24 protein-coding genes and 1 riboswitch are annotated in these 25,458 nt (G+C 31.6%); of the genes, 2 read left to right on the forward strand and 22 right to left on the reverse strand.

Annotation, left to right across the window (positions count from 1 at the left end; genetic code table 11):
- Nucleotides 1–4: 4 nt before the first annotated feature.
- From ACOSP6_RS16315 to ACOSP6_RS16380, 14 genes are all read right to left on the reverse strand, one after another.
- Nucleotides 5–586: a precorrin-2 dehydrogenase/sirohydrochlorin ferrochelatase family protein gene (locus ACOSP6_RS16315; protein ID WP_422095402.1), complete on the reverse strand. Its 582-nt coding sequence runs from the start codon at nt 584–586 to the stop codon at nt 5–7.
- The gene (gene cobA / locus ACOSP6_RS16320) at nt 586–1,353 is read right to left on the reverse strand and encodes a uroporphyrinogen-III C-methyltransferase (protein WP_422095401.1); all 768 of its coding nucleotides are present in this window, start codon (nt 1,351–1,353) and stop codon (nt 586–588) included. Before cobA ends, ACOSP6_RS16315 begins: the two co-directional genes overlap by 1 nt.
- An 11-nt stretch (nt 1,354–1,364) precedes the next feature.
- Complete coding sequence (locus tag ACOSP6_RS16325) at nt 1,365–3,467, reverse strand: HEPN domain-containing protein (RefSeq protein ID WP_422095400.1); 2,103 nt, start codon at nt 3,465–3,467, stop codon at nt 1,365–1,367.
- A 10-nt stretch (nt 3,468–3,477) separates the two neighbouring features.
- Nucleotides 3,478–3,825 carry a 4Fe-4S dicluster domain-containing protein gene (locus ACOSP6_RS16330; protein ID WP_422095399.1) on the reverse strand — a complete coding sequence of 116 codons (348 nt, stop codon included), beginning with the start codon at nt 3,823–3,825 and terminating at the stop codon, nt 3,478–3,480.
- A gap of 7 nt (nt 3,826–3,832) precedes the next feature.
- A complete protein-coding gene (locus ACOSP6_RS16335; RefSeq protein ID WP_422095398.1) occupies nt 3,833–5,080 on the reverse strand; it encodes a sulfate adenylyltransferase subunit 1 in 1,248 nt (415 codons plus the stop codon).
- Nucleotides 5,081–5,181: 101 nt separating this feature from the next.
- Complete coding sequence (cysD, locus tag ACOSP6_RS16340; RefSeq protein WP_422095397.1) at nt 5,182–6,087, reverse strand: sulfate adenylyltransferase subunit CysD; 906 nt, start codon at nt 6,085–6,087, stop codon at nt 5,182–5,184.
- Between the two features lie 11 nt (nt 6,088–6,098).
- Entirely contained in the window at nt 6,099–6,722 is a 624-nt protein-coding gene (locus ACOSP6_RS16345; protein WP_422095396.1) for a phosphoadenosine phosphosulfate reductase family protein, read from the reverse strand.
- Complete coding sequence (locus ACOSP6_RS16350) at nt 6,719–6,973, reverse strand: DUF2061 domain-containing protein (RefSeq protein ID WP_422095598.1); 255 nt, start codon at nt 6,971–6,973, stop codon at nt 6,719–6,721. The genes ACOSP6_RS16345 and ACOSP6_RS16350 overlap by 4 nt, the downstream gene beginning before the upstream one ends.
- Before the next feature lie 121 nt (nt 6,974–7,094).
- The gene (locus ACOSP6_RS16355) at nt 7,095–7,502 is read right to left on the reverse strand and encodes an RrF2 family transcriptional regulator (protein WP_348709926.1); all 408 of its coding nucleotides are present in this window, start codon (nt 7,500–7,502) and stop codon (nt 7,095–7,097) included.
- A 120-nt stretch (nt 7,503–7,622) separates the two neighbouring features.
- The gene (locus tag ACOSP6_RS16360) at nt 7,623–8,792 is read right to left on the reverse strand and encodes a trans-sulfuration enzyme family protein (RefSeq protein WP_422095395.1); all 1,170 of its coding nucleotides are present in this window, start codon (nt 8,790–8,792) and stop codon (nt 7,623–7,625) included.
- Complete coding sequence (locus ACOSP6_RS16365; RefSeq protein ID WP_422095394.1) at nt 8,789–9,211, reverse strand: OsmC family protein; 423 nt, start codon at nt 9,209–9,211, stop codon at nt 8,789–8,791. The genes ACOSP6_RS16360 and ACOSP6_RS16365 overlap by 4 nt, the downstream gene beginning before the upstream one ends.
- A 4-nt stretch (nt 9,212–9,215) precedes the next feature.
- Nucleotides 9,216–12,605, reverse strand: coding sequence for a bifunctional aspartate kinase/homoserine dehydrogenase I (thrA, locus tag ACOSP6_RS16370; protein ID WP_422095393.1), 3,390 nt, complete (start codon nt 12,603–12,605; stop codon nt 9,216–9,218).
- A gap of 4 nt (nt 12,606–12,609) precedes the next feature.
- Complete coding sequence (locus ACOSP6_RS16375; RefSeq protein ID WP_422095392.1) at nt 12,610–13,902, reverse strand: O-acetylhomoserine aminocarboxypropyltransferase/cysteine synthase family protein; 1,293 nt, start codon at nt 13,900–13,902, stop codon at nt 12,610–12,612.
- A 131-nt stretch (nt 13,903–14,033) separates the two neighbouring features.
- A riboswitch (SAM riboswitch) is annotated at nt 14,034–14,161 on the reverse strand.
- Between the two features lie 91 nt (nt 14,162–14,252).
- Entirely contained in the window at nt 14,253–15,233 is a 981-nt protein-coding gene (locus ACOSP6_RS16380) for an endonuclease/exonuclease/phosphatase family protein (RefSeq protein ID WP_422095391.1), read from the reverse strand.
- A gap of 125 nt (nt 15,234–15,358) precedes the next feature.
- On the opposite strand from ACOSP6_RS16380, the gene ACOSP6_RS16385 reads away from it, so the two are divergent.
- On the forward strand, nt 15,359–15,811 hold the full coding sequence (locus ACOSP6_RS16385; RefSeq protein ID WP_422095390.1) for a hypothetical protein: 453 nt from the start codon (nt 15,359–15,361) through the stop codon (nt 15,809–15,811).
- 68 nt (nt 15,812–15,879) lie between these two features.
- Here the strand turns inward: ACOSP6_RS16385 and ACOSP6_RS16390 are convergent, their stop codons facing one another.
- The 7 genes from ACOSP6_RS16390 to ACOSP6_RS16420 form a co-directional block, all read right to left on the reverse strand.
- Nucleotides 15,880–16,362 carry a hypothetical protein gene (locus ACOSP6_RS16390; protein ID WP_422095389.1) on the reverse strand — a complete coding sequence of 161 codons (483 nt, stop codon included), beginning with the start codon at nt 16,360–16,362 and terminating at the stop codon, nt 15,880–15,882.
- A 20-nt stretch (nt 16,363–16,382) separates the two neighbouring features.
- Nucleotides 16,383–16,901 carry a gamma carbonic anhydrase family protein gene (locus tag ACOSP6_RS16395; RefSeq protein WP_422095388.1) on the reverse strand — a complete coding sequence of 173 codons (519 nt, stop codon included), beginning with the start codon at nt 16,899–16,901 and terminating at the stop codon, nt 16,383–16,385.
- A 7-nt stretch (nt 16,902–16,908) separates the two neighbouring features.
- Nucleotides 16,909–17,640, reverse strand: coding sequence for a LytR/AlgR family response regulator transcription factor (locus ACOSP6_RS16400; protein ID WP_422095387.1), 732 nt, complete (start codon nt 17,638–17,640; stop codon nt 16,909–16,911).
- A 3-nt stretch (nt 17,641–17,643) separates the two neighbouring features.
- Nucleotides 17,644–19,872 carry a tetratricopeptide repeat-containing sensor histidine kinase gene (locus ACOSP6_RS16405; protein WP_422095386.1) on the reverse strand — a complete coding sequence of 743 codons (2,229 nt, stop codon included), beginning with the start codon at nt 19,870–19,872 and terminating at the stop codon, nt 17,644–17,646.
- Between the two features lie 312 nt (nt 19,873–20,184).
- Nucleotides 20,185–21,003 (reverse strand): glucosaminidase domain-containing protein, encoded by an 819-nt coding sequence (locus ACOSP6_RS16410; RefSeq protein ID WP_422095385.1) that lies wholly within the window; start codon nt 21,001–21,003, stop codon nt 20,185–20,187.
- A complete protein-coding gene (locus ACOSP6_RS16415) occupies nt 21,004–21,948 on the reverse strand; it encodes a 1-aminocyclopropane-1-carboxylate deaminase/D-cysteine desulfhydrase (RefSeq protein WP_422095384.1) in 945 nt (314 codons plus the stop codon).
- Between the two features lie 11 nt (nt 21,949–21,959).
- The gene (locus ACOSP6_RS16420) at nt 21,960–22,799 is read right to left on the reverse strand and encodes a winged helix-turn-helix domain-containing protein (protein ID WP_422095383.1); all 840 of its coding nucleotides are present in this window, start codon (nt 22,797–22,799) and stop codon (nt 21,960–21,962) included.
- Nucleotides 22,800–22,940: 141 nt separating this feature from the next.
- Here ACOSP6_RS16420 and ACOSP6_RS16425 point away from each other — a divergent pair, with 141 nt between their 5' ends.
- Nucleotides 22,941–23,489, forward strand: coding sequence for a hypothetical protein (locus tag ACOSP6_RS16425; protein ID WP_422095382.1), 549 nt, complete (start codon nt 22,941–22,943; stop codon nt 23,487–23,489).
- Between the two features lie 37 nt (nt 23,490–23,526).
- Here the strand turns inward: ACOSP6_RS16425 and abc-f are convergent, their stop codons facing one another.
- A complete protein-coding gene (gene abc-f, locus ACOSP6_RS16430; RefSeq protein ID WP_422095381.1) occupies nt 23,527–25,443 on the reverse strand; it encodes a ribosomal protection-like ABC-F family protein in 1,917 nt (638 codons plus the stop codon).
- Between the last annotated feature and the right edge of the window lie 15 nt (nt 25,444–25,458).

The raw sequence follows: 25,458 nt of genomic DNA on the forward strand, positions 1-25,458 counted from the left end.
ACTCTTACTTTTCGACTAAACTCTTTGTAAACTCGTTTAGTTGTTCTACTTTTTGTTCAAAGTTTCCTTTTATTGTTTTTCTATAATCGTTTAGATTTTTAACCAAATCGTCAATTTTATCTGGAATTACTTCTTCAAAAAACTGACGTAATCTTTTTGCTGTTGTTGGTGATTTCCCGTTGGTTGAAATTGCAATTTTCACATTCCCTTTAGTAACAATTCCGCCCATATAAAAATCACAATATGGAGGATTATCGGCAACATTAACCAACTTCTTTTGTTCTCTGCAATCCAAATACACCTGAATATTTACTTCGGGCTTATCCGTTGTAGTAATCACCATATGTTTTCCATCTAAATAAGAAGTTTTATAAACATCCTCGATAAACTTCACATCTCCTTTTTTAGCGAGTTCTAAAGTTCCTTCTCTAAACATTGGAGATACTATCGTTACTTTAGCATCTGGGCTTGATTTTAATAAGAATGTTAATTTTTCTTCTGCTACAAACCCACCGCCAATAATTAACACTTCTAATTGAGAAGTTTTTAAGAAAATAGGATATAAGTTATTTCTTTCTTGACTCATTACACTATTTCTTTTACAACAATATCGTGCTGGATTTTTTCCAATTCAGCTCGATGATTTACAACTTCACCTAATACAATTATTGCTGGATTACTCAATTTATTTTTACTTACTACACTTTCAATAGTATCAACGGTTCCTATTCCTATTTTCTCCTCTGGAGTGGTTCCGTTTTGAATGATAGCTACAGGTAAATCATGTTTCCCTTCTTTCTGAAAAAGTTTCACAATTTGTGACAATTTTCCCATTCCCATAAGGATAACAACTGTTGCATTTGACTTTGCGGCTAAAGTAATGTCTTCAGATAATTGGTGCTGTTTTGTAGTTCCTGTAATTACCCAAAAACTCTCTGAGCTTCCTCTTTTTGTTAATGGAATATTCTGATAAGCTGGAACTGCTAATGAAGATGAAATACCTGGTACAACTGAAACATTCATTCCGTTTTCTGCTGCATATTCCATTTCTTCTGCACCACGTCCGAAAATAAATGGATCTCCACCTTTTAAACGAACTACGTGTCCATGAGAATAACCTCGTTGGACAATTAACTCGTTGATTTGTTCTTGTTGGTAACGGTAACAACCTCTTCTTTTACCAACGAATATCTGTTCAGCATTTGGATTTACATAACTCAATAAATCTGAATTTACTAAAGCATCATATAAGACCACATCAGCATCTTTTAAAACATTAATAGCTTTTAATGTAATTAACTCAACATCACCTGGCCCTGCTCCTACGACTGTCAATTTTGGTTGCACATTCATTTTCTGTCATCTTAACTTTCTACTGCTATTTTTCTGTAAACATCTACTTTAGAATAAAATTCAGCCGCTTGCTTTGCATATTTTTTAGCGAAAGCTTCGGTAGGTTCATTGGTATTGATTTGATACACAAATTCTGAAAACGTTCCATCAATATTGATTTTATTCGTATTCACAAATACCTCATCAAAGTTTGAAATAATTCCTGCATGTGTGTTGGTTTTTGCGCCTTCAGCAGTTAATAATGCCTTCGCTGTATTTACGATTGCTGCATAAGAATGATAAATACTATCAGACCATTTTTGATCTTTGATAGCTTCGTTTGCATTTTCAATTTTCTCTTCACTTTCAAATAAAAGTGTGGAAACCAAATCAATAACTACACCGGCACATTCACCAACTCCAATTGCTTTCACATAATTCTTGTCATGTCCCCAATCGATAAAATCATCTTCAGTTAAATTGGTGGTATCTGATAAATGTTTAAGAATATCATAGAAATACGTTTTTCCTTGACGATCATAATACGCTAAGAAATCTTCGTTTTCAGTACTATTATGTTCAAAATCATTCAACAAGATTCTTAAAGCTTTTGGTCCTCGTTTACTTGGAACTTTAATTACTTTGTCTGAAAATCGACCTTGACCACTTCCTAAAACACCTCCACCTAACAAAATTTGTAATGCTGGAGCAACCAATGGACCTGATTTAATTGACATTCCTTGGAAACCAATATGAGCCATATTATGTTGACCACAAGCATTCATACAACCGCTAATTTTAATAGTGACTTCTTTATTATTGATATATTGAGGATATTCTGCTTTTAAAACTCTTTCAAGTTCTACCGCAATTCCTGTACTACTTGAAATTCCTAAATTACACGTATCTGTTCCTGGGCAGGCAGTGATATCAACTAAACTATTATAGCCTGCATCAGCAAATCCTAGTTTCTTAAGTTCTGAATAAAAGAATGGTAAAAACTCTTCTCTTACATGACGGATTAAAATATTTTGGCGCAACGTAAAACGTAATTCATTTGCAGCATAGTTTTTAATTAAATCCGCAAGAAGTCTTGCTTTATCTGTATAAAAATCACCTAAATGAACCTTAATTCCAATCGCGAATAAACCTTCTTGCTTTTGATGAATCACATTTGATTTTTTCCATGCTTCATACTCCGATTCGTTTTCAATAGTTACGGATGGAACTTCCTCTGACTCAAAGGTAATTTCAGTTTCAAAATCTGATATGTCAATTGGATATGATTGATATGCTAACGCTCTTTTCTCATTTTCAACCAACGTTAAAAATCCGTCTAAGCCTACATCTTTAACTAAGAACTTTAGCCTTGCCTTTGCTCTTTTCGAACGTTCTCCATAACGATCAAAAACTCTTAAAACACCTTCAATAGTTGGGATTAACAAATCAGTCTCTAAGAATTCATACATGACATCTGCATGTCTTGGTTGAGAACCTAAACCTCCTGCTAACAACACTTTAAAACCTTTAACTTCTGTATCTCCAATCTTCTTCGTTTTTGCAATAAAACCTAAATCGTGCATAAAGCTTAAAGCAGTATCTTCTTCCGTGGCAGAAAAAGACATCTTAAATTTTCTTCCCATTTCTTGACAAATAGGATTTCTCAAGAAAAATTGAAATGTAGCATGCGCATAAGGTGTAACATCAAAAGGTTCGTTTACATCAATCCCAGCAGTTTCAGATGCTGTAACATTTCTCACTGCATTTCCACACGCTTCACGTAAAGTAATATCATCTTTTTCTAACTGTGCCCATAATTCAGGGGTACGATCTAAACTTACATGGTGAATTTGAATATCTTGACGCGTGGTAATGTGTAATCTTCCTCTAGAATATTCATCAGAAACATTTGCAATTCGATGTAACTGTTCACTCGTAACTTTACCGTACGGCAACTTGATACGAATCATTTGTACGCCTAACTGTCTTTGCCCATAAACTCCACGAGCCAAACGTAAACTTCTGAATCGTTCTTCGTCTATTTGTCCCTCTTTAAAAAGACGGATTTTTCTTTCCAACTCTAGGATATCTTTCTCTACAATTGGGTTTTCTATTTCGCTTCTAAAACTTTGCATGACTTCCTATTTACTTATGCAAAAACTGTTGCTTGTTTAATAATTCTTGCTCGGTTTCAACATGATTATCATCTGGAACACAGCAATCAACTGGACAAACAGCTGCGCACTGCGGTTCTTCATGAAATCCTTTACACTCTGTACATTTATCTGGTACTATGAAATAATATTCATCAGAAATTGGCTCTTGCTCGTCATCAGCATTTAGCTTCACTCCATTTAAAAGCTCAATATCTCCTTCCAAGGACGTTCCTTGACTGTATTTCCAATCTTCGGCTCCTTCGTAAATCGCTGTATTTGGGCATTCAGGTTCACATGCCCCACAATTGATGCATTCGTCTGTTATAATAATTGCCATGATTTCTTTAGTTTATAAAACCTACTCCGGATGTATTATTAGTTTTTGGATTGATAAGAATAAAAGCTCCATTAGATTTATTCTCTTTATAACTATCAACAAGTAAGGGTTTACTCAGTTTTAGTTGAACTTTACCTATTTCGTTTAAGGACAATTTCGAAGGGTTTTCATCCTTTCCTGAAAAATCGGTATGAATTATATTTTCTAGACTTGTAATCTTTACTTGAACATCATTTACACCATGCTTGAGATAATATTTATCAGAGGCTTGTAATGGTGATTTATCCATCCAACAAATGGTAGCTTCTAATTGTTTTGTAATTTGAGGTTCTTCTCCAGATTTTACAATCATATCCCCTCTACTCACATTTACATCATCCTCAAGAGTTAGTGTAAAAGAACTTCCACTTTTTACTTCATTAAATTCTTGATCAAAAAAATTGATACTTTTTATAGTGGATTCAATGGCTGACGGTAACACTGTTACTTTATCGCCAACAGCTAAATTACCTCCATATAATTTTCCTGCATATCCTCTATAATCATGAAACTCGTCTGTTTTTGGTCTAATTACAGATTGAACTGGAAAGCGAGCTTGAGAGTCGTTTTCCTTTTCTTCAAGATTTAAACCTTCTAAATATTCTAATATACTTTTACCAGAATACCAATCTATATTACTAGACGAATTCACAACATTATCTCCATGTAACGCAGAAATAGGAATGAATGTAATCTTCTGATTTTTATAATCGCTTTTCTCAGCTAAATATTCTATTTCTCCTTTTATTTGATTAAAATTTTCCTCAGAATAATCAACCAAATCCATTTTATTTACAGCAACGACAACCTCCTTAACTTGTAATAAATTATTGATAAAGAAATGACGATATGTTTGCTCAACAACTCCATTTCTAGCATCTACTAAAATGATTGATGCTTGTGAGTTTGAAGCTCCAGTCACCATATTTCTTGTATACTCAATATGACCAGGAGTATCTGCTATAATAAAACTAGTTTTTGGTGTTGAGAAATAAATATGAGCCACATCAATTGTAATTCCTTGTTCACGCTCTGCAACTAAACCATCGGTAGCTAAAGAAAAATCTAAATAGTCAAATCCTCGTTGTCTACTTTTTTCTTCTATTGCTTGTAATTTATCCTCCGTTAACGAATTTGTATCGTACAAAATTCTTCCAATCAAAGTACTTTTTCCGTCATCTACACTACCCGCTGTTGCTATTTTAAGTACGTTCATTTTATGATTTATTTAGTAGAGCTGGGACTGTAAGTAGTTATTAATATAATCCCCAAAATATTTTACCTTACAGTCTTTCGCTCCTATAGTTATTGTTTTTCTTAAAAATATCCCTGTTGTTTTCTTTTCTCCATTGCCGCTTCAGATCGCTTATCATCGATTCTTGCTCCTCTTTCCGAGATTCGCGAAGCTCTAATTTCTTCAACAACTCTATCAATGTTATTTGCATCTGATAAAACAGCTGCTGTACAACTCATATCACCAACTGTTCTAAATCGAACAGTACGTTCTTCAATTAATTCGTCTTCATCTCTATACACAACCTCATCATTCGCAGACCAGATTAATCCATCACGGACAAATGTTTCACGTTTATGAGCGAAGTAAATTGATGGAATTTCAATTGCTTCTTTCTGAATGTACGTCCACACATCTAATTCTGTCCAGTTTGAAATTGGAAATACACGAACATTTTGACCTAAATCGATTCTTCCATTCAACATATCGAATAATTCTGGGCGTTGATTTTTCTCATCCCATTGTCCAAAATCGTCTCTTACAGAGAATATTCTTTCTTTAGCCCTCGCTTTTTCTTCATCTCTTCTTGCTCCTCCAATACAAGCGTCGAATCCGAATTCTTCGATAGCATCCAATAAAGTTTCTGTTTGTAAAATATTTCTACTTGAATATTTTCCAGTTTCTTCCTTTACCTTACCAGCATCGATATTGTCTTGTACATTTCGGACAATTAACTCTACACCTAATTCTTTGACCAATCTATCCCTGAACTTTATTGTTTCAGGGAAGTTATGGCCTGTGTCTATATGTAGTAATGGGAAGGGTATTTTTGCAGGATAGAATGCTTTTTGTGCTAATCTTACTAGTGTAATACTGTCCTTTCCTCCGGAAAATAATAACACTGGTTTTTCAAACTGCGCTACTACTTCACGAAGAATATATATTGCTTCACTTTCTAATGCTCCTACACTTAATATATTTGTACTCATTACGCTATTTTTTAAATATGTAAACCACATTCTCTATTGTTTTCAACCTTTGTAGGATCGAAATATTTAAACTCATTTGGTAAGTTATACTTTTCAATATATGCATCCAATTCTTCATCTGAAAAATTGTAAAACGGACTAACTTTAATAATACCATCTTTACTTACAGATACAATATCTATACTATCTCTAAACGCTGTTTGACCTTTTCTCAAATTTGTAAACCAAACATCTGGCTGGTGTTCATTCATGGCTCTTTTAAAAGGCTCTAATTTTACTTGTTCAGTAAAAATTGCATGATTCGGATCATCAATCTTTGGTAATCCCAATACAACATTTCTATGCGCAACTGTTTGTCTCGGGACATACAATTGAACATTCAACTGTAAACTATGAATAAGTTCCTCAGCATGCTTATACGTTTGCGGTGTATTGTACCCTGTATCACACCAAACCACAGGAATATCTTTATTTTGAGAAACTACGAGATGTAAAATCGCACTTTCATAAGGTCTGAAATTTGTAGTGATTACCGGATTTTTAGCAACACTCAAACTCCACTTTATAATTTCCTCTGGAGACTTTCCTTCCAGTTGTTTATTGATTTCTACTATATCTATTTTTTCTAAACTCATCTTTTACCCCATTTTATGGTATTCCAAACTCTTTCGTGAAAAAAGTATAATATCATTTTTGTTATTAATTCAATCGCTCCTATTGATAAGGCCGTATCTATTTTTCTTGTTATAATCCAAGAAATTAATATCGTATCTATAGTTCCAACAGCGCGCCAGCTAATCGACTTTACGATACTTCTGATAGGTTTTTCGGAATCCTTATCTTCTTTATAATTCGTTTTACTTTCTAGTACTTGTTCTACAATCATCTTATTAAAATACATTTACCCTATCGGGTTAGTAGGTTTTAATATTCAACAAATATACATTCCTAAATTAAATATCAAAACTAAAGTTGAAAAATTAACACTATGGTAATATTTGTAAAATCTATACTAAGTCTGCAAGTGTTGTATTTCTTAGGATATCAAGGGTATTATCACGAACTTGAATCATTAATTTATGAACGGAGCATTTGTCTTCATCTGGACAATCAGCACACTTTTCATAAAAATTTAGACTCACACAAGGAACCATTGCAATGGGGCCTTCAAGTGTTCTAATCACTTTTGTCATTTTAACTTCGGAAGCTTCTTGTAATAAATAATATCCGCCTCCTTTTCCTTTTTTAGCTCCTAAAACGCCTGCTTTTCTTAAGGTAAGTAAGATACTTTCTAAAAATTTATGTGATATGTTTTCGCTTTCAGATATTGTAGCTATCTGAACCTTAACTCCTTTTTCTTGCCTAGCAATAAAAGTGAGTGCTTTTATACCATATTTTGTCTTTTTAGAAAGCATATTACAAATATATACTTTCTTCTTTTAATTAATTTTATTTACTAAAGTCCTTTTGGTAATTGAGCAGAGTCGAAATTAAATTTCTAATTATTTTTAGCTTCGACTCCGCTCAGCTACCAATTAAATTGGTTTCAAAGCTTGGTTTAAATCTTCAATTACATCATCTACAAATTCCAACCCTACCGAACATCGTACTAAACCATCTGTAATTCCCACTTCCAATCGATCTTCTGTACTTAATTTACTATGAGTTGTAGATGAAGGATGCGTAACAATTGTTCTGCTATCTCCTAAATTGGCAGACAAAGAACATAACTTAATTCGATCTAAAAACCTTCTTCCTGCTTCTACTCCACCTTTAATTTCAAATGCCACAATATTACCTCCTAAACGCATTTGTTTTTTCGCAACCTCATATTGTGGATGAGATTTCAAAAATGGGTATTTCACAAAATTCACTTCTGGATGATTCTCTAAAAACTGGGCAACTTTTAATGCGTTTTCACAATGCTTATCTGCTCTAACTGCTAAAGTTTCTAAACTTTTAGACAGTACCCAAGCATTGAATGGTGACATTGCTGGCCCGGTATTTCGTGAAAACAAATAGATTTCTTTAACCAAATCAGCTTTTCCAACTGTAACTCCGCCTAAAACACGACCTTGACCATCAATTAACTTAGTTGCTGAATGAATTACTAAATCAGCACCAAACTTAATAGGATTTTGAAGGTATGGTGTAGCAAAACAATTATCGACAACCAATAACAAATTGTGCTTTTTTGCAATTGTTGATAATAACTCTAAATCTAAAACATCAACAGCAGGATTTGTTGGTGATTCTGCATATAATATTTTTGTATTCGGTTGAATTAATGATTCTACTTTGTCTATTTCATTTACCTTGAAATAACTTGTTTCAATATTCCATTTTGGTAAATACTTTGTAAATAAACTATGAGTAGATCCAAACACAGAACGAGAAGAAACAATATGATCTCCTGAATTTAACAACGCCACAAAAGTTGAGAACACAGCAGACATTCCTGTTGCAAAAGCATAACCAGCTTCTGCTCCTTCCATAGCGACAATTTTATCTACAAACTCAGTGGTATTTGGATTTGAAAATCGGCTATATAAATTACGCTGTTTTTCTTCCGCAAACGAAGCTCTCATATCTTCAGCATCATCAAAAATAAAACTCGATGTTAAATATAATGGCGTTGAATGCTCAGAAAACTGAGATCTTTCTGTTTGAATTCTTACCGCTTGTGTTTCAAAATTCTGGCTCATATTTCCTCCTTGTTTAAAACTATTTTATACTTAATTTTAGCTGTTTGTTCTATAATTTTTGCTACTGAACAATATTTTTCTAATGCTAAATTTGTTGCTTTTTTAACTTTGTTACTACTTATTTCACCATCGAAACTGTAGGTAATTGTAATTTCTTTAAAGATTGATGGAATTTGATCTTCTTCTCTAGAAGCATCTATTGAAACTTTATAATCAAAATCAACAACTTTTTGTTTATTCAAAATTTTAACAACATCAATACTACTGCAACTTGCTAAACTCACTAACATTAATTCCATTGGACGAATCGCATTTACTTGCGTATGATCTGCTGTTTGCCCAACTAGCAATGAATACCCTGTTTGATTTTTAGCTTCAAAAACTAAATGTTTGTTATAATTGGATAATTCAATATTCATTTTTTTATTTTTTGGTTAATCTTAAAATATCTCCGAAAACACCTCTTGCTGTAACTTCGGCTCCAGCGCCTGCTCCTTGAATAACTATCGGTTGGTCTCCATAAGATTCTGTGTATATTTCAAATATGGCATCTGATCCTTTTAAGCTTCCTAAAGGAGTGTTTTCTGCTACAGAAACTAGTTTTACATCTAAATTTCCTTTAGTTTGTTGAAGGTCTCCATGTAAATCTCCTATATATCGTAATACATGATTTTCTTGCTGGCCATCTTTAATTTCATTGAAATGATCATTTAGTTTATCACAATTATCAATAAACTCAGCTGCACTTGAATCTCTAAACTCTTCTGGAATTAAATTCTCAATATGGATGTCTTCAAATTCGTTTTCTAAATCCAGTTCTCTGGCTAAAATCAAAAGTTTCCTTGCTACATCATTACCACATAAATCTTCTCTAGGATCTGGTTCGGTATACCCATTCTCTATTGCCTCTTTCAGTACAGTTGCAAACGGAATATTTTCCTCTGAGTATTTATTAAAAATAAAACTTAACGAACCAGAGAACACACCTCTAATTCGGGTAATATTTTCTCCAGAATCATGTAATAATTTAATCGTATCGATTAAAGGTAATCCAGCTCCAACGTTAGTTTCATAGAGATATGTTTTCTTATTATTCTCTAAAACTTCCCTTAGTTTTTTATAAAAAGAATGAGAAACGGTATTGGCTATTTTGTTCGATGAAACTAAATCGAACCCATTTTCAACTAATGGAATATAATTCTCAATAAAATCTTGATTTGCAGTATTATCTACAGCAATTAAATTTTCTAAGTGATGAGCTTTTGCAAAATCAATAACTTCATCTACAGAGCTTTCAATCGAACTTTCATTTAATTTCGTTTGCCAATTTTCATCTATTCCGTGTTGAGAAAGCAAAACCTTTTTAGAATTTGCAACTGCGAAAATATTCAATTGAATTTTTCTTCTATCTAAAATTGCGGGCGTACTTTTAATGATTTGTTCAATTAAAGTTCCTCCCACTAAACCTTTACCAAAAACAGCAATATTTATTTTCTTAGCTACCCCAAAAATTTGTCCGTGTATTACATTTACGGCTTTATGAAGTTCTTCTTTCTTTACAACTAAACTTACATTTTTACCGGTAATGGTATTGTTGAATAACAACGGGACTATTTGGTTTTGAATAAGTGCATTATATGGTAGATGAAACTCGCTTAAATCTTGACCAATTATTGAAATTACTGCTACATCATTCACAATACTAATGTGATTCACATCTTTGGTTTGTAAGTCATACTCAAACTCATGTTTCAATGCTTTAACAGCTAATTCCGCTTTTTCTTTGTCAACTACCAATCCAATTCCTCTTTCAGAAGATCCTTGAGAAATAATACTCACACTAATATCATGACTTCCCAAAGATTTAAATATCCTTGCATCGACACCTACTTTTCCTAACAAACCTCTTCCTTCAAAATTTAATAAGGCTACCTTATCTAAAACAGAAATTGATTTGATTCCTTTTGCTGAAGACTTTGCTGTTATTAAAGTTCCCTCATCTTTTTGATTGAAGGTATTTAAGATTCTTAAATTGATATTCTTCTCAATTAACGGAATAATAGTTTTTGCATGTAAAATATTTGCTCCAAAATTTGCTAATTCATTCGCTTCAGAAAATGATAATTCTTCAATTTTCTTTGCATCCGAAACCAAATCAGGATTCGCAGTAAATATTCCATCTACATGTGTATAGTTTTGTAATTCATCTGCATCTAAATAATTTGCTAATAATGATGCTGTATAATTACTTCCATTTCGACCTAAAGTTGTTGTTTCATTCTTCAAGTTAGAACCAATAAACCCAGAAACTACATTTACCGTTGTGCCATTATGTTTTTTATAATAGTTGACAATATTTTCTTTAGAAACTTCTTCTATAGGTTGCGCATTTCCAAAACTCTCATCTGTTTTTAATAATGAGCGAGCATCTGTAGCATTAGCATTTATTCCTCTTTGTTGTAATAACTCAGTTACCGTTTTTATGGCAATTAATTCACCTTGAGCTAAAACTTCATCTTTTACTTTTACACTGAAATCTTCCAGCAAACTAACTCCTTCTAACAACTTCTCTAGCTTATTAAACTCATTACTAAAATCTAATAATGGAGTAATTTGTCTTTGGTTCAACTTAAATGCCTCTAGTTGATCTTGATATACTTCATTTGAAGAAGCTTTCTTTAATATTGATTCTAATTCATTTGTAGCGTTTCCTCTTGCGGATACAACTACTGTAATTCTATCACCACTATCAATTTTACTTTCAATAATATCTATAACTTTTGATATTCCTTCGTTTGATAATGATTTCCCTCCAAACTTTAAAACCTTCATTTTTTTAGTCTTTTCGTTCTCGTTAAATATTGGTGTAAATATGTTTTCTAATTGATTGTATTCAATTAAAAACGCATCGTGTCCATGTACCGAATTAATCTCATTATACGTCACATTCGCATTGTTTTGAGCTAACTCTTTAAACGTTTCTCTATTCTCTTCTGCGGTAAAAAACAAGTCAGAATCTACTCCTATGATGTGAATTTCTGCATTGATATTTACTAGTTTATCCTCGTCGTTATTTCCATCCGTAACATCAATCGTTTTCAATAATTGATTCATTAATTTATAAGAAGCTAATTGATATCTTTCTTGTAATTTTTTTCCATGATGCAACAACCAACTTTCTACATTAAACAAAGCTGACTCTTCATTTTTACTTCGATGAAAACGTTGTTTAAATGACTCAGGAGTTCGATAACACAACATTGCATGCATTCTAGCATCATGTACTGGATTATTTGAATTTGTCAGAAATAATTCTTGAATTTGACAATTTGCGATTAACCAATCTGTAGATTTCCAATCTGTCGCAATCGGAATTAAATGCTTAGTAATATTTGGATGTAAAACTGCCATTTCCCAAGCAATTCCTCCACCAAGTGACCCACCAACTAAAGCAAATAATTGCTTAACTCCTAACTCTTTTAATCCCACAAGGAAAATTTTTGCAATATCCCTAGCAACAAAACTTTTATAATCGTCGATTAAAAAATCATCGTAACCATTTCCTGGAATATTAAAACAAAGAATAGAATATGAATTGATATCAATAACTTTATCGACTCCAATAATATCTTTCCACCATCCAGAATCTCCAGCAACATTGCTATTTCCTGTTAGCGCATGATTTACTAGAATTACTGGTGCAGTACCCAATTCTCTTCCAAATAATTGATAACTTAATCGGATATCAGAGAACTGAGTACCACTCTCAGTAACATAACTAAGAATATTTATATGAGATAAATTGTTTTTCACCGTACTACGCTAAAACTGATTTTGGAATTTTGGCAAATGCTTCTTGTAAATCTTGTTTTAAATCTTCAAGATTTTCAATACCAACTGATAATCGAATTAGATCTTTAGTAACTCCAGAAGCTTCTTGTTCTTCATCTGTTAATTGCTGATGAGTTGTACTCGCTGGATGAATAATTAAAGATTTTGTATCTCCAATATTGGCTAGTAATGAGAATAACTCTGTATTATCTGCCACTGTTTTCGCGCTTTCGTATCCTCCTTTTACACCAAAGGTTACAATTCCACTTTGACCTTTCGGTAAATATTTATCTGCTAATTTTTTATATGGACTACTTTCTAATCCAGGATAATTTACCCAAGCAACTTCGTCTTGCTGCTCTAACCATTTTGCTAAAGCCAAGGCGTTTTCACTATGTTGCTTGATTCGAACACCTAACGTTTCTAATCCTTGAATAATTTGGAATGCATTTGTTGGACTTAACGCTCCTCCGAAATCTCTTAATCCTTCAAGAATTAATTTAAAAGTGAATGATAATTGCCCAAGTGTTTCGTAGTATTTTAATCCGTGATATCCTGCCGATGGCTCCGTAAATTCAGGAAACTTTCCATTATCCCAATCAAAATTTCCACCGTCGATAATTACTCCTCCTAAAGAGTTTCCTTGTCCACCAATATATTTTGTAAGTGAATGAATTACAATATTCGCTCCGTGTTTTAATGGATTTAATAATGATGGTGTTGCTACTGTATTATCAACAATAAACGGAACTTTTGCTGTTTCAGAAACCTCAGCAATTCCCTCTAAATCTAATACATCAAGTTTTGGATTTCCTAACGATTCAACAAAGAAAGCTCTCGTATTTTCCTGAACAGCTTCCTTAAAGTTCTCTGGATCTGATGCATCTACAAATGTGGTTGTAATTCCTAATCTTGGTAAGGTAACTTTTAATAAATTATACGTTCCTCCATACAAACTACTAGATGCGACAATATGATCTCCAGCCTTTAATAACGTTAATAATCCTGTTGAAATTGCAGCAGTTCCTGAAGCAAATACTACAGCACCAACACCGCCTTCTAAAGCGGCTAAGCGATCTTGTAATATCTGGTTTGTTGGATTGTTCAGACGGGTGTAAATAAATCCTAATTCTTTTAATGAAAATAGATTTGCTGCATGGTCTGAATTGTTGAAAACATAAGAGCTAGATTGATAAATTGGAACTGCTCTCGTTCCTAAGGTTTGTTGAACATCGTGTCCTGCATGTAATGCTAAAGTTTCAAATTTTTGCGTACTCATTTTTCTTCTTTTTGAAATAATTAATAATTAAACCAAAAGTCAAAACACATCTTTTACGATGATGCTTATAGAAAAATGTTATTAAGAATTTATAGAAATTTATATTTCGTAAGAAATACGAAAAACTTCTGTTGTTATCTATCCCAAAATTTTTAGGGTAGAATTTAGCACCTTCTTTGAAATACTGAAAAGACTTCAGTCTAACCAAGGGTTGCTAAGGTTTCATAGGGTCTATTCCCTCCACCTTTCTTGATAACATTAAATCGATAAGTGTTTGAACTTTACGTCTGCAAATATTTGTTCATAAAAATTTAAAATCCAAATTTTTAACCTTTTTTTTTGAAAAAAAATTATTTCAACTTGAATTTCATCAGTACTGGCAAGTGATCCGAAGCTTGACCAAATTCCTCTAAAACATCACCATTTACATACTCTATAAATTGCTTAGAATAAAAGATATAATCTAGTCTCTTGTATGGGTTTTCAGCATCAAAAGTATTCGCAAAATTGTCTTTTGAAAAAGCCGCATTTCCAACATTCTCAAGGTTTAAAACTTGTGCAATAGCTGGATCTTCAAAATTGGGATCACTATTGAAATCTCCTAATAAAATGGTTGGTTGTGATTTAGAATACTCTTTAAACTTTTTTACTACTTTTTTCAATTGTTTTACTCTTGTTTCTTTATCAAAAGCCTCTAAGTGAACGTTCATTATTACCATTTTTGTTCCTTGAACTGTAACCTCTAAAATCTGAAGAAGTCTATCAATGTAAAATGCATCTTTAAAAAACGGTGTATTTTCGACTCTATCTAAAACAACTCTTTCATGATTAACAATGTTATATTTACTCAGAAAGGATTGACCAGAAACAACTTGACTAAAATGCGCTGAAGGAGGAAAATATGGAAATGGCACATATTTTTTGTCCCAATTTACAGCTCTAGCAACATGATTATAACCAAGTTTTGATAGTTCTTCTTCTTGATTAATTTGGTATGAACGCTTCGCATCATAATCAATTTCCTGAAAGGCGATAAAGTCTGGATTTATATCTTTAAAAAGTTTTTTCACCTTTAGCAAATTAGTGTCAAACAACTCTTTTGGTCTTGCCTTTGTTGTATTGTTTGTCATTCCACTTAAATAACCTATGTTGTAAGTGACAATCGAAAAAATTGAATCGCCCGTCTTTTTAACTTCATAATTGTTAGCAATCACTTTTTTGTATTCGCTTTTTTTCATCGTTGCACTAGAACCCCAGAAATAGAACAGAACAACAAAAGCTGCTAATATTAAAACTAATTTCAAAAAATACGATACAATTCTTTTAATCATCTTCTTAAGTTTCAATTTTTGATTGAGTTGCTAAAATACAGATTCAAAAAGTTTTTTCTTAAAAATTAAACCTTTTCTCAATTCCGTTGTCTTAGAGTTGTAATAAATATTAAAAAAAACATAACATGAAAAAAATAGGATTAGCACTAATGGCACTGACATTATCATTAACAGTTTCAGCGCAAAAAAGAAAGAAAGGTAAAGACTTTACAGTTGAGCAAAAAACGGAATTAGCTTTGAAAAAAATGACTTTAGATTTAGATCTTTCCGATCGTCAAGTAAATAAAATCAGACCTCTATTAGCCGAAAAAATTAATGATAGAGATTCACATAGAAAGAATAGAGAAGCAAAAAAAGGAGAACGCGAAAAATTAAGTTCTGATGAACGTTTTAAAAGAGAAATGGCTCGTTTAGACAAAATGATAGCTTTTAAAGCTAATATGAAAGACATTTTAAACGATAAACAATATGAACGTTTTGAAAAAGTAGCGGCTCGTAAGAAACATAAAATGAAGAGAAGAGGAAAGCATAGAAGAGCGAGGCATGACAGAAGAGAAATGGAAGATGACAGAGGGTAATATAGTTTTTAGTGATTAATTGGTTTTTAGAAGAAGTTTAATTAAGTATGCATTGGTTAAACTTCTTTTTAATTTATTTCTAAATTCCTGTCTGCTCTGTGATAATCGAAAACGTTCGTTATAATATCCAAAACTACTTCCACAATTAAACCTATATCATTCTTCAAATCTGCCGTGTAAACAGTACCATCATTTTCTTCGTCTATTATTCTTTTAAACAAGTAAAAAGAATCTAAATTTTTAAAACTGCTTATTTCTCTATTTGAACAAAAGGAAATTGGAAAATAAATTAAATATCCTGATTCATCACTCTCCGACAAAAACATTCTTCTATCGAGAATTTGAACTAAAAACTTTTCTTTGTATTCAATGTTAACCACAGAGTTAACCTCTTCTATATCAAACTCTAACTTACCTCTCAACCTTTTTCCAAAAGGGATTCCTTTAAGTTTTTCTTTCTCCTTCTTTTCCTTAATTATTGATTTGATTATTCTCCAAACAATTAAAGAAAAAAGAATTACTAAAAATAAAATTGCAAATATGTCTTCCAAAAAAACTTATATTTATTATACTATTCTTCCTTAAACCAACTTGCGTATTTCACATAATTGTTGGCTATTCTATCAACTTCTCCTGAGGTTAATTCTGGTGAAATATCTTTTACTTTTTTTGCAGGAACTCCAGCATAAATACTTCCACTTTCTACTCTAGTATTTTTCGTAACAACAGCGCCAGCCGCAATAATTGTATTACTCTCAACAATACAATCATCCATAATAATACTTCCCATTCCAACCAATACATTATCATGAATTGTACAACCGTGAACTATAGCATTATGTCCGATTGAAACATTGTTTCCAATTGTTGTTGGTGACTTTTCGTAAGTGGCATGAATTACGGCACCATCTTGCACGTTTACCTTATTTCCCATTTTAATGAAATGAACGTCTCCTCGTATAACGGCATTAAACCAAACACTGCATTCATTTCCCATGGTTACGTCTCCGACAATTGTGGCATTCTCAGCTACAAAACAATCCTTTGGGATGTGGGGCTCCTTACCTCTTACTGCTTTTATTACAGGCATTACTTTTTTATTTAAAATAGGCTAATAAATTACCTTTTTTAGATGCAGAAACCAAAATTTCTTTCCCATTTGTAAGTTCTACGCTTCCACCTTTTCCTTTTTTGTATTTAGTAATTTCATTGATATTGACTAGAAATGACTTGTGAATTCGCGCAAAGGGGTACTCTTTCAGTACTTCTTCAAAATGTTTTAATGTTTTACTCACTATTTTCCTCGAACTCGCAAAATGAATTTCAGTATAGTTGTCATCTGCTTTGCAAAAAACAATTTCCTCTACATTAATTACCTCAAAACCATCTTGTAGTGGGATGGTAATTTTACCGTTTATGGCAGAAGTGTTTGGCTGAAGAACAGTATTCTGAAGCTGATTTTCTTTTTCTTTTATCTCCGAAACTAAATTTACCGACTTAATTAATTCATCAATAGATATTGGTTTCAGCAAATAGTACGTGGCTTGGTTATTTAACGCTTCAATTGCATAATGATCATAAGCCGTTACAAAGATAGTTTCGAACGTTCTATTTTCTACTTTCTCTAACAAATCAAATCCATTACCAAATGGCATTTCAACATCTAGAAAAACTAAATCCAACTCGTGTTTTTGAATTAGTTCATATGCCTCTTGAATATTACTAGCTTCTCCTAATAATTCTAAATTCGGACAATATTTACCTATGTAATTTCTTAGAATTTCTCTACTAATCTGCTCGTCTTCTACAATAATAGTTTTCAATTTCATAGTTTATTTTTTTAATGTTACTTCTACTTTAGTTCCTGATTCGTCTTCAAAAATATCAGAAATTTGTACTGCTACTTTGTCTTGATACATGTCATTTAAAATAGCTATTCTATTTTTAATGGTACTCATTCCTTTTGACTTTTGTTTTAACTGATTTTTAGTTTTCATCTCCATTGATTTCTTCCTTCCAATTCCATTATCCTGAATTGTAATTTTAATCATTTCATCAGTTTCTTTAGTTATGGAAATACTTAAATTTCCCTTATCTTTCTTATATCTTAATCCATGCCAAATAGCATTTTCAATGTAAGGCTGTAAAAGCATTGGCGGAATTTTATATTCATCTAAATCTATCGATTCATCAACGGTAATCTCATAATCAAACTTATCCTGAAAACGATTATGCTCTAATTTTACATACAACTCTAACAGCTCAATTTCTTTCGTAAATGGAATAAAATCTTCATCGGAATTTTCTAAAACAGAACGCATTAAAACAGAGAACTCGGAAAGATATCTGTTTGCATTGCGTTCATCATTAACTGCAATGAAACTATTTACAGAATTTAACGCATTGAATATGAAATGCGGATTCATTTGAGAACGCATAGACTTCAGTGCAAGTAGATTGTTGGCTAATTTTTGTTTTTGATTCGCTCTGTGAGAATAATAACTTAACAAAGTCATTAAAACTAATCCAAATATTAATGAATAAATTACAATTTGTTGTTTTCTATTTCTTTCTGCAGTTAATTCTTTGTCTTTATACGCTACATCTAATTTACTTTCAGACAATTCTTTATCTTTTTCAAGAATAGCTATTCTACTTTGATTCTCGGTAATTTTATTACTTAATCTTTGAATCTGATAAATTTCTTGCTCTTTCCTTAAATATAAGGTATCCACAACTTCTACAAAATCTCGATAAGTTTTTAAAGCCTCGAAAGATAATCCAACGGCAGCATATACTTCAGATAATTTTCTTGTTGCGTGCTTCTTTACCTCAAAATCTTCTTTAATATCAGCCTCCTTAATGCTCTTTTTTAAATACTCTATTGCTTCTTCATATTTTTCTTGAAGTACATATGCGTTACCAATTTTATAGTTTAGTTTTTGGGATGTTAAAGAATCTTTAGAAACTTCTTTGTCTTCCTCTTTAATTTCTTTCGATTTTCTAGCTCTATTTCTTTTAACTTTACTTTTTGAATTTTTATCGACATTCTCAAGTATTTCTTTTCGAAGTTTAATTTCGTTATCGTACTGCTCAGTTTCATTGTAAAAATCGGCAACCTCTTGCTGAACTTTTAAGGAAGGCTCTTCATCGAGTTCAGATGCTTGTTTTAATGTTTTATTGATTGCTGTATTAGCTTCAACTAGATTTCCTTCTTTGGCGTAAATATTTGCGATTTTTGCGTTTAAATCAGGGATTTGCTCTTTTATAGATTTTTCCTCTGCAATTTCTAAACCTTCTTTATAATTTCGTTTTGCCTTTTCAAACTCATTTTGTGCTAAAAACACATCTGCTATTCCTTGAAAAACCTGAACCCTTTCATAATTACTCAAGTCTTTTGTTTTCAGCTCGTCATAGGTTATTCTACTTTCATCATATTTCTTAGCTAAATACTGCGCTTTAGCCAATTGCAGCATTGTTTCTATCTTTTCAAAAATTCGCAAAGAAATCTTATAGTTACTTATTGCGATATCATACTGTTTCCAATACATATATACATCTGCTAATACTTTGTATGTATTTGCGTGTCTATTTTTGGATTGCTCAGATTTTAAAAGCTCTTGAATAAAACTTAAACTTTTATCAATATCCTTTTCTTTATAAAACCTTACAGAATCAATTAGTTGAAGGTAATTTTTCTCCCTTTTTTTAACACTCGAAAAAAGTCTTTTATTTAATTTCTCTATTTCCTTTATTTCAACTCTAATATCTTCTTTAGAAGAAATAACATGCCTAACAGTTTCAAAATCTGGATGTCTAACAACTAATTCATCATCTAATCTTGCTTTTACTTCGTACACTCCAGTAAAATCAGACTTGAATAATACAAAAGAGTTTACACTCACCTGAGCGTCTTTAATTAACCTCTTATTGGTTTTATCTAATATTCGAATCTTGATTGTTAAAAGCTTTTCATCTTCATTAAAAGCATTCTGTGCTTTTACCTTCCATCCAACCAAGGTAAATAGTACTAATATTAATATGGATTTTATATCTCCCACTTCTTACTTATTAGATTATAATCTTATGTAAACTTATTACCAAAAAGTCAATAAAAAAAATGCCAAACTAGAGATTCCTTTACGAAATATGGCCAAAAACATTACTTCACTCATTAAAACAACAACTTTACTAAACGACAAGCTAGTATAACTCATCATAGATTTTTTTCAAAAAAAGTTAGTCTTACATTTGAGTATAAATCAGAAATAAACTCACAAATAATATAAAGATTTCTTAGCTATGTTAAATTAGAAATCAAATTGAGGAAGGGAAAGTTAATCTAAAAAAAGAGCAGTAAACTGCTCTTTTTTTTATTTTAAAATTAACTCTTGACCAACACTTATAGTATTTCCTCGGAGTCCATTAATTTTTTTTAAATTGGAAACTGTAGTGTTAAACTTTCTTGCAATTGAGTATAAAGTATCTCCTTTTATTACTTTATAGTAAAAATTCGTTTTTGTAGTTTCTTGATTATAGCTTTTTGCCTCTTTCTCTGGTTTTGAAGACCTATCGTACTTATCTAAATTATACTTTTTAATAAGACCAATTAATTTATTCGGATATTTCTTATCAGTAGCATATCCTGCTCTCTTTAAACCATAAGCCCAACCTTTATAGTCTGTTGTATTTAATTTGAATAATCTCGCGTAGCGTTTTCTTGTTATTAAAAACTGTGAATGGTCTTCGTATGAAGTTTCTGGATGTTGATATTTTCTAAAACATTCCCCGATTTCATCATCGTCATGAGTAACACTTTTACCCTCCCATCCTTTGTGGCACTTTATTCCGAAGTGATTGTTAGAACGAATTGCTAAAGGACTTCTACCACTTCCTGATTCTAAAATTCCTTGTGCCAAAGTTATACTCGCCGGAATTTTATATCGATGCATTTCTCTTACAGCTATCGGAGCAAATTTTTCAATATACTCTTTGGTTGTTGCTGTTACACTGGCTTTGGTTTTCTTTACTGTTTTTTTATGCTCAATTTCCGGAATCTCAATCTTGCTTTCTTTTTTAGGAGCTGTAACAATAATTGGTTTCTGTGTTGGTTTTGATACTACTTGTTTTTTCGAACCACAACCTGTTAAAACAATTCCTAAAACAATAAAAAATACTACTCTCAGCTTCATCTATAACTTTATTTCCTCTAAATTTTTCTTTCTTAACTTCTTATTAACCCCAGAAATTCCTTGAATTCCTCCTGTATGAATAGTTAAAATCTTAGTTCCTTTTGGGAACTTACCTCGTTTAATTAAATCAATAACTCCGAACATCATCTTTCCCGTGTATATTGGATCTAATTGAATACTTGTTTCTTCTTTGAACTCATTGATGAAATGAATCAAATTTGAGTTAAATTTTCCATATCCTCCAAAGTGATAACTCTCTTCTATGTTCCATTGGTTTGCACTAGAAATTAAGTTTTTAATCTCTTTTCTTAAAAAATCACCTTTCAAGGCAGGAAAACCAATTACATTCTGATAATCTTTTACAGAATTAATAATTCCTGAAATTGTTCCTCCTGTTCCAACAGCCAAGCAAATATAATCGAATTTTTCATCTTCAACTGTTAAGATTTCTTCACAACCTTTAATAGCCAGTATATTAGTACCTCCTTCTGGAATTAAATAAAAGTCGCCAAACTTCTTTTTTAATTCGTTTAAAAACATTTCTGAAGACTTATTTTTATATACTTCTCTTGAAACAAATTCAAATTCCATTCCGAATGACTTTGCACCAGCAAGGGTTTGATTTTCCTGTAAAACCTTCTCTAAATTACTCGCTAGTTCTTCACCACGAATAACACCTATTGTTTGAAGATTATTTAATTTTCCTGTCGCAGCTGTAGCTAAGATATGATTTGAATACGCTCCTCCGAAAGTTAGTAGTATTTGTTTGTTTTGTTTTGAAGCTTCAACAACATTATATTTTAATTTTCTGAACTTATTTCCAGAAATTTCTGGATGAATTTGATCTTCTCTTTTCATCCATAATTCAACTTCAAATTCCTCCAAAAATGGCAAATGAATTTGTTGATTCTTTATGTTTAAATTGAACTGGCCAGAAACTTTCACAACTTTATTTTTTAATCAACTTCTAATTTATACCCAACTCCATGGACATTTACTAATCGAATAGAAGAATCTTCTTTAATTTTTTTGCGAATTTTTGAAATATAAGTATCGAGACTCCTACCAACAAAAACACCATTATCTTCCCAAACTTTTTTAGTTAACTCTTCTCTTTTTATAATTTGATTTGGTCTTGATATAAATATTGATAATAGTTCACATTCTTTCTTTGAAAGTGGAATTTCTGTGGCTTGCTTTACTAATTTATTTTGCTCAGGATAAAACAAAAAGCTTCCCAATCTTTGACTATCATTTTCCTCTTTTCCGGCATGCGAATTGTATTTCTTTTTGTACCATAAAAACAAAAATATAAATCCAGAAAAGAACAATGAAACAATCAAATAAACCCAATAACTACTTGAAGAGTTTTCTGAAATAAACTTAACCGTAATTACATAGCAATTATTGGGTAAATTTCTTCCACTACATGGAATGATAGACTTTTCCTCGTTATAGAACATTTCAAAACTGTAAGCCACTTCATTATCAATACAATTTTCAACTTCAACTAAGTAATTATTTGATAATTCCGATTTCTTGAAATTCTCATTGATAATATTTACCAATTGACTTGGTTCTATTTGTAAATCTTTTTGAAAAGTTAACTTGTACTTCTCCTTGTGAATTTGTTTAATAGGTAAAACTAAAGTAGTCGAGTCTTTTTGAGAAAGCAATAATTGATGTCCAACATTACGTAAAGATAACTTTACTTTCTCGGAAAACTCTGCTTCATTTTTACCACATGAAGACAAAATAAAACCACAAACCAGTATTAGAGGAAAAAATTTATTCATAGATTTTACAAATAACTTACTTTTTATAGACTTTTTGCACTACTTGACACTTGTTTTACACTTTTTTGACACTTTTTGAATGTCTTTCAACTAGTTTTACGACATCAAACAAAAACAAACATCTAATTTAATGATAACAATATGAATAAGTTACTTTTATTTTTCGCATTGATATTATTTCTTTCTTGCAGTCGAAATGAAACAACATCTCAAAATATCAAAAATCTTGGTTCTTACGAGTATCAGAAATCGAGCAAAAGAATAAATACCAAAAATCCCTACTCTGTTAGATTTCATGTGGAGAAAACTTCTAATAACTCCTATACTATTTTTACTGATATTACTGAGAAATGTGGTGCATATTTGGCATCCTCAAATTCCTCAAAAGAATTACGAAATAACTTTAAAATTAAAATTCAAGAAACCGATTTAATAGACATTCAAGAGGACATGATTGAAGTTCATGAAACTATCGATAATAGAAGTTCAAAATCTTTTGTTGGGAGTTTTTTAGACGCTCTTGATTCAAAAACAACCTATAAGCAAAAAATGATTGTAAATACTGAATCGGATTTTACCATTATCGGCACTATTGAATTTCTGTTAGGAGAAAAATCTAACGTTGAAAAAACTGGTATCGTAATTAAACAGTACAACGGTGAACTCGTAATTTTTACGGACCAGTGCTAAATAAATAAGCAAGTTATTTATCTAAGAATATTTAAGCCTAATAACTTGCTATTTTTTCTTCCACTTCTTCCCACTCCAGCATTAAATCATCTAGTTTCGCTTTTTTGGCTTTATACTCCTCAAAAAAGTTTGGGCGAGCAGAAACTTCATCATAATTCTGGGCTAATTCCAAATCAGTCTTTTCAATTTCAGACTCTAAGTCTGCAATTAAATTTTCAATTTTTGAAGAGCGATTTCTAAGCTTTCTAAGCTCTTTTTCCTGTTCTTTTGAAAGTTTATACGCTTCTTTTTTACTGCTATCTTTAACCTGTTCAACAACTGTTCTTTTTTCGGCTTCTCTTAGGTTATCAATTTTATGTTGCTCTAAGAAATAATCAATATCACCTAAATACTCTTTGATGATCTTGTCTTTAAATCCATATACTTTATTTGCTAAACCTTGCAAAAATTCTCGATCATGGGAAACCAAAATTAAAGTTCCATTAAAGTTTTGTAGCGCTTTTTTCAGTACATTTTTTGAGGCAATATCTAAGTGGTTTGTTGGCTCATCCATTATTAAAACATTAAATGGTGTCATTAACAACTTACATAATGCCAATCGGTTTCTTTCCCCTCCTGACAATACTTTTGCTTTCTTTTCTACGGCATCTCCACTAAATAAAAATGCACCAAGCATATCTCTAGCTCGAACTCTATTGCTATCGTTTGCTGCCTCTTCTACAATCTCTAAAACTGTTTTTTCTGGTGGTAAATATTCTGATTGATTTTGAGCGAAATAACCAACTTCAACATTATGACCTAGTTTTAAATTTCCTTCAAAAGGAATTTCACCAACCATCATTTTAGCTAAGGTAGATTTTCCTTGTCCATTTTGACCTACGAAAGCAACCTTTGCGTTTCGTTCAATCATTAAATTTACATCGCGTAAAACTTCTTTAGACCCATAACTTTTAGAAACATTCTCAACTTCAGCAATAATTTTTCCAGGTTCCTTGGAAATTTCAAAACGAACATTCATTACCGCATTTTCGTCTTGATCTACTTCAATTCTTTCAACTTTATCTAACTTCTTAATAAGCGATTGTGCCATAGAAGCCTTGCTGGCTTTTGCTCTGAATTTCTCAATTAATTGCTCAGTTCGCTTTATTTCTTTTTCTTGATTCTTTTGGGCCTGTAATTGTTTTTCTTTAATATCTGCTCGTTGTTCTAAATATTGCGAATATGGTTTCTTATAATCATAAATCTGACCTAATGATATCTCAATAGTTCGATTCGTTACATTATCTAAAAACATTTTATCGTGAGATACCAACACAATAGCTCCTGAGTAATTTTTTAAAAAATTCTCTAACCAAATAATTGACTCAATATCTAAGTGGTTCGTAGGCTCATCAAGCAACAGAATATCATTATTTTGAAGTAATAATTTTGCTAATTCAATACGCATTCTCCATCCACCTGAAAAAGTATCCGTTAACTTGTCAAAATCCTCTCTTTGAAAACCTAAACCTTGAAGAATCTTTTCGGTATCGCCTTGATAATTATATCCTCCTAACAATTCATAACGCTCTGTAAGTTCGTTTAAATCGATAATTAGTTGATTATAACTTTCACTTTCGTAATCAGTTCTTTCTGCGAGTTGTTGATTGATTTCCGCTAATTTTCCTTCGATTTCAATAATTTCTTCAAAAGCTTGATAAGCTTCTTCTAAAATTGTTCTTCCTTGAACAAAATCGATATCCTGTCTTAAAAAGCCAATTTTTACATCTTTATCGAATGCTAAAGTTCCTCCGCTGCTTTCTATATCCTTCGATAATACTTTTAATAAAGTTGATTTTCCTGCTCCATTTTTCCCTATCAATCCAACACGATCTCCTTTGATTAATTTAAAAGTAATACCAGAGAACAAATCTGTTCCCATAAAAGACACCGTAAGGTTATGTACATTTAGCATAATTAATTGTTAAAT

This window comes from Tenacibaculum sp. MEBiC06402, assembly GCF_049239625.1.
Classification (GTDB): Bacteria; Bacteroidota; Bacteroidia; order Flavobacteriales; family Flavobacteriaceae; genus Polaribacter.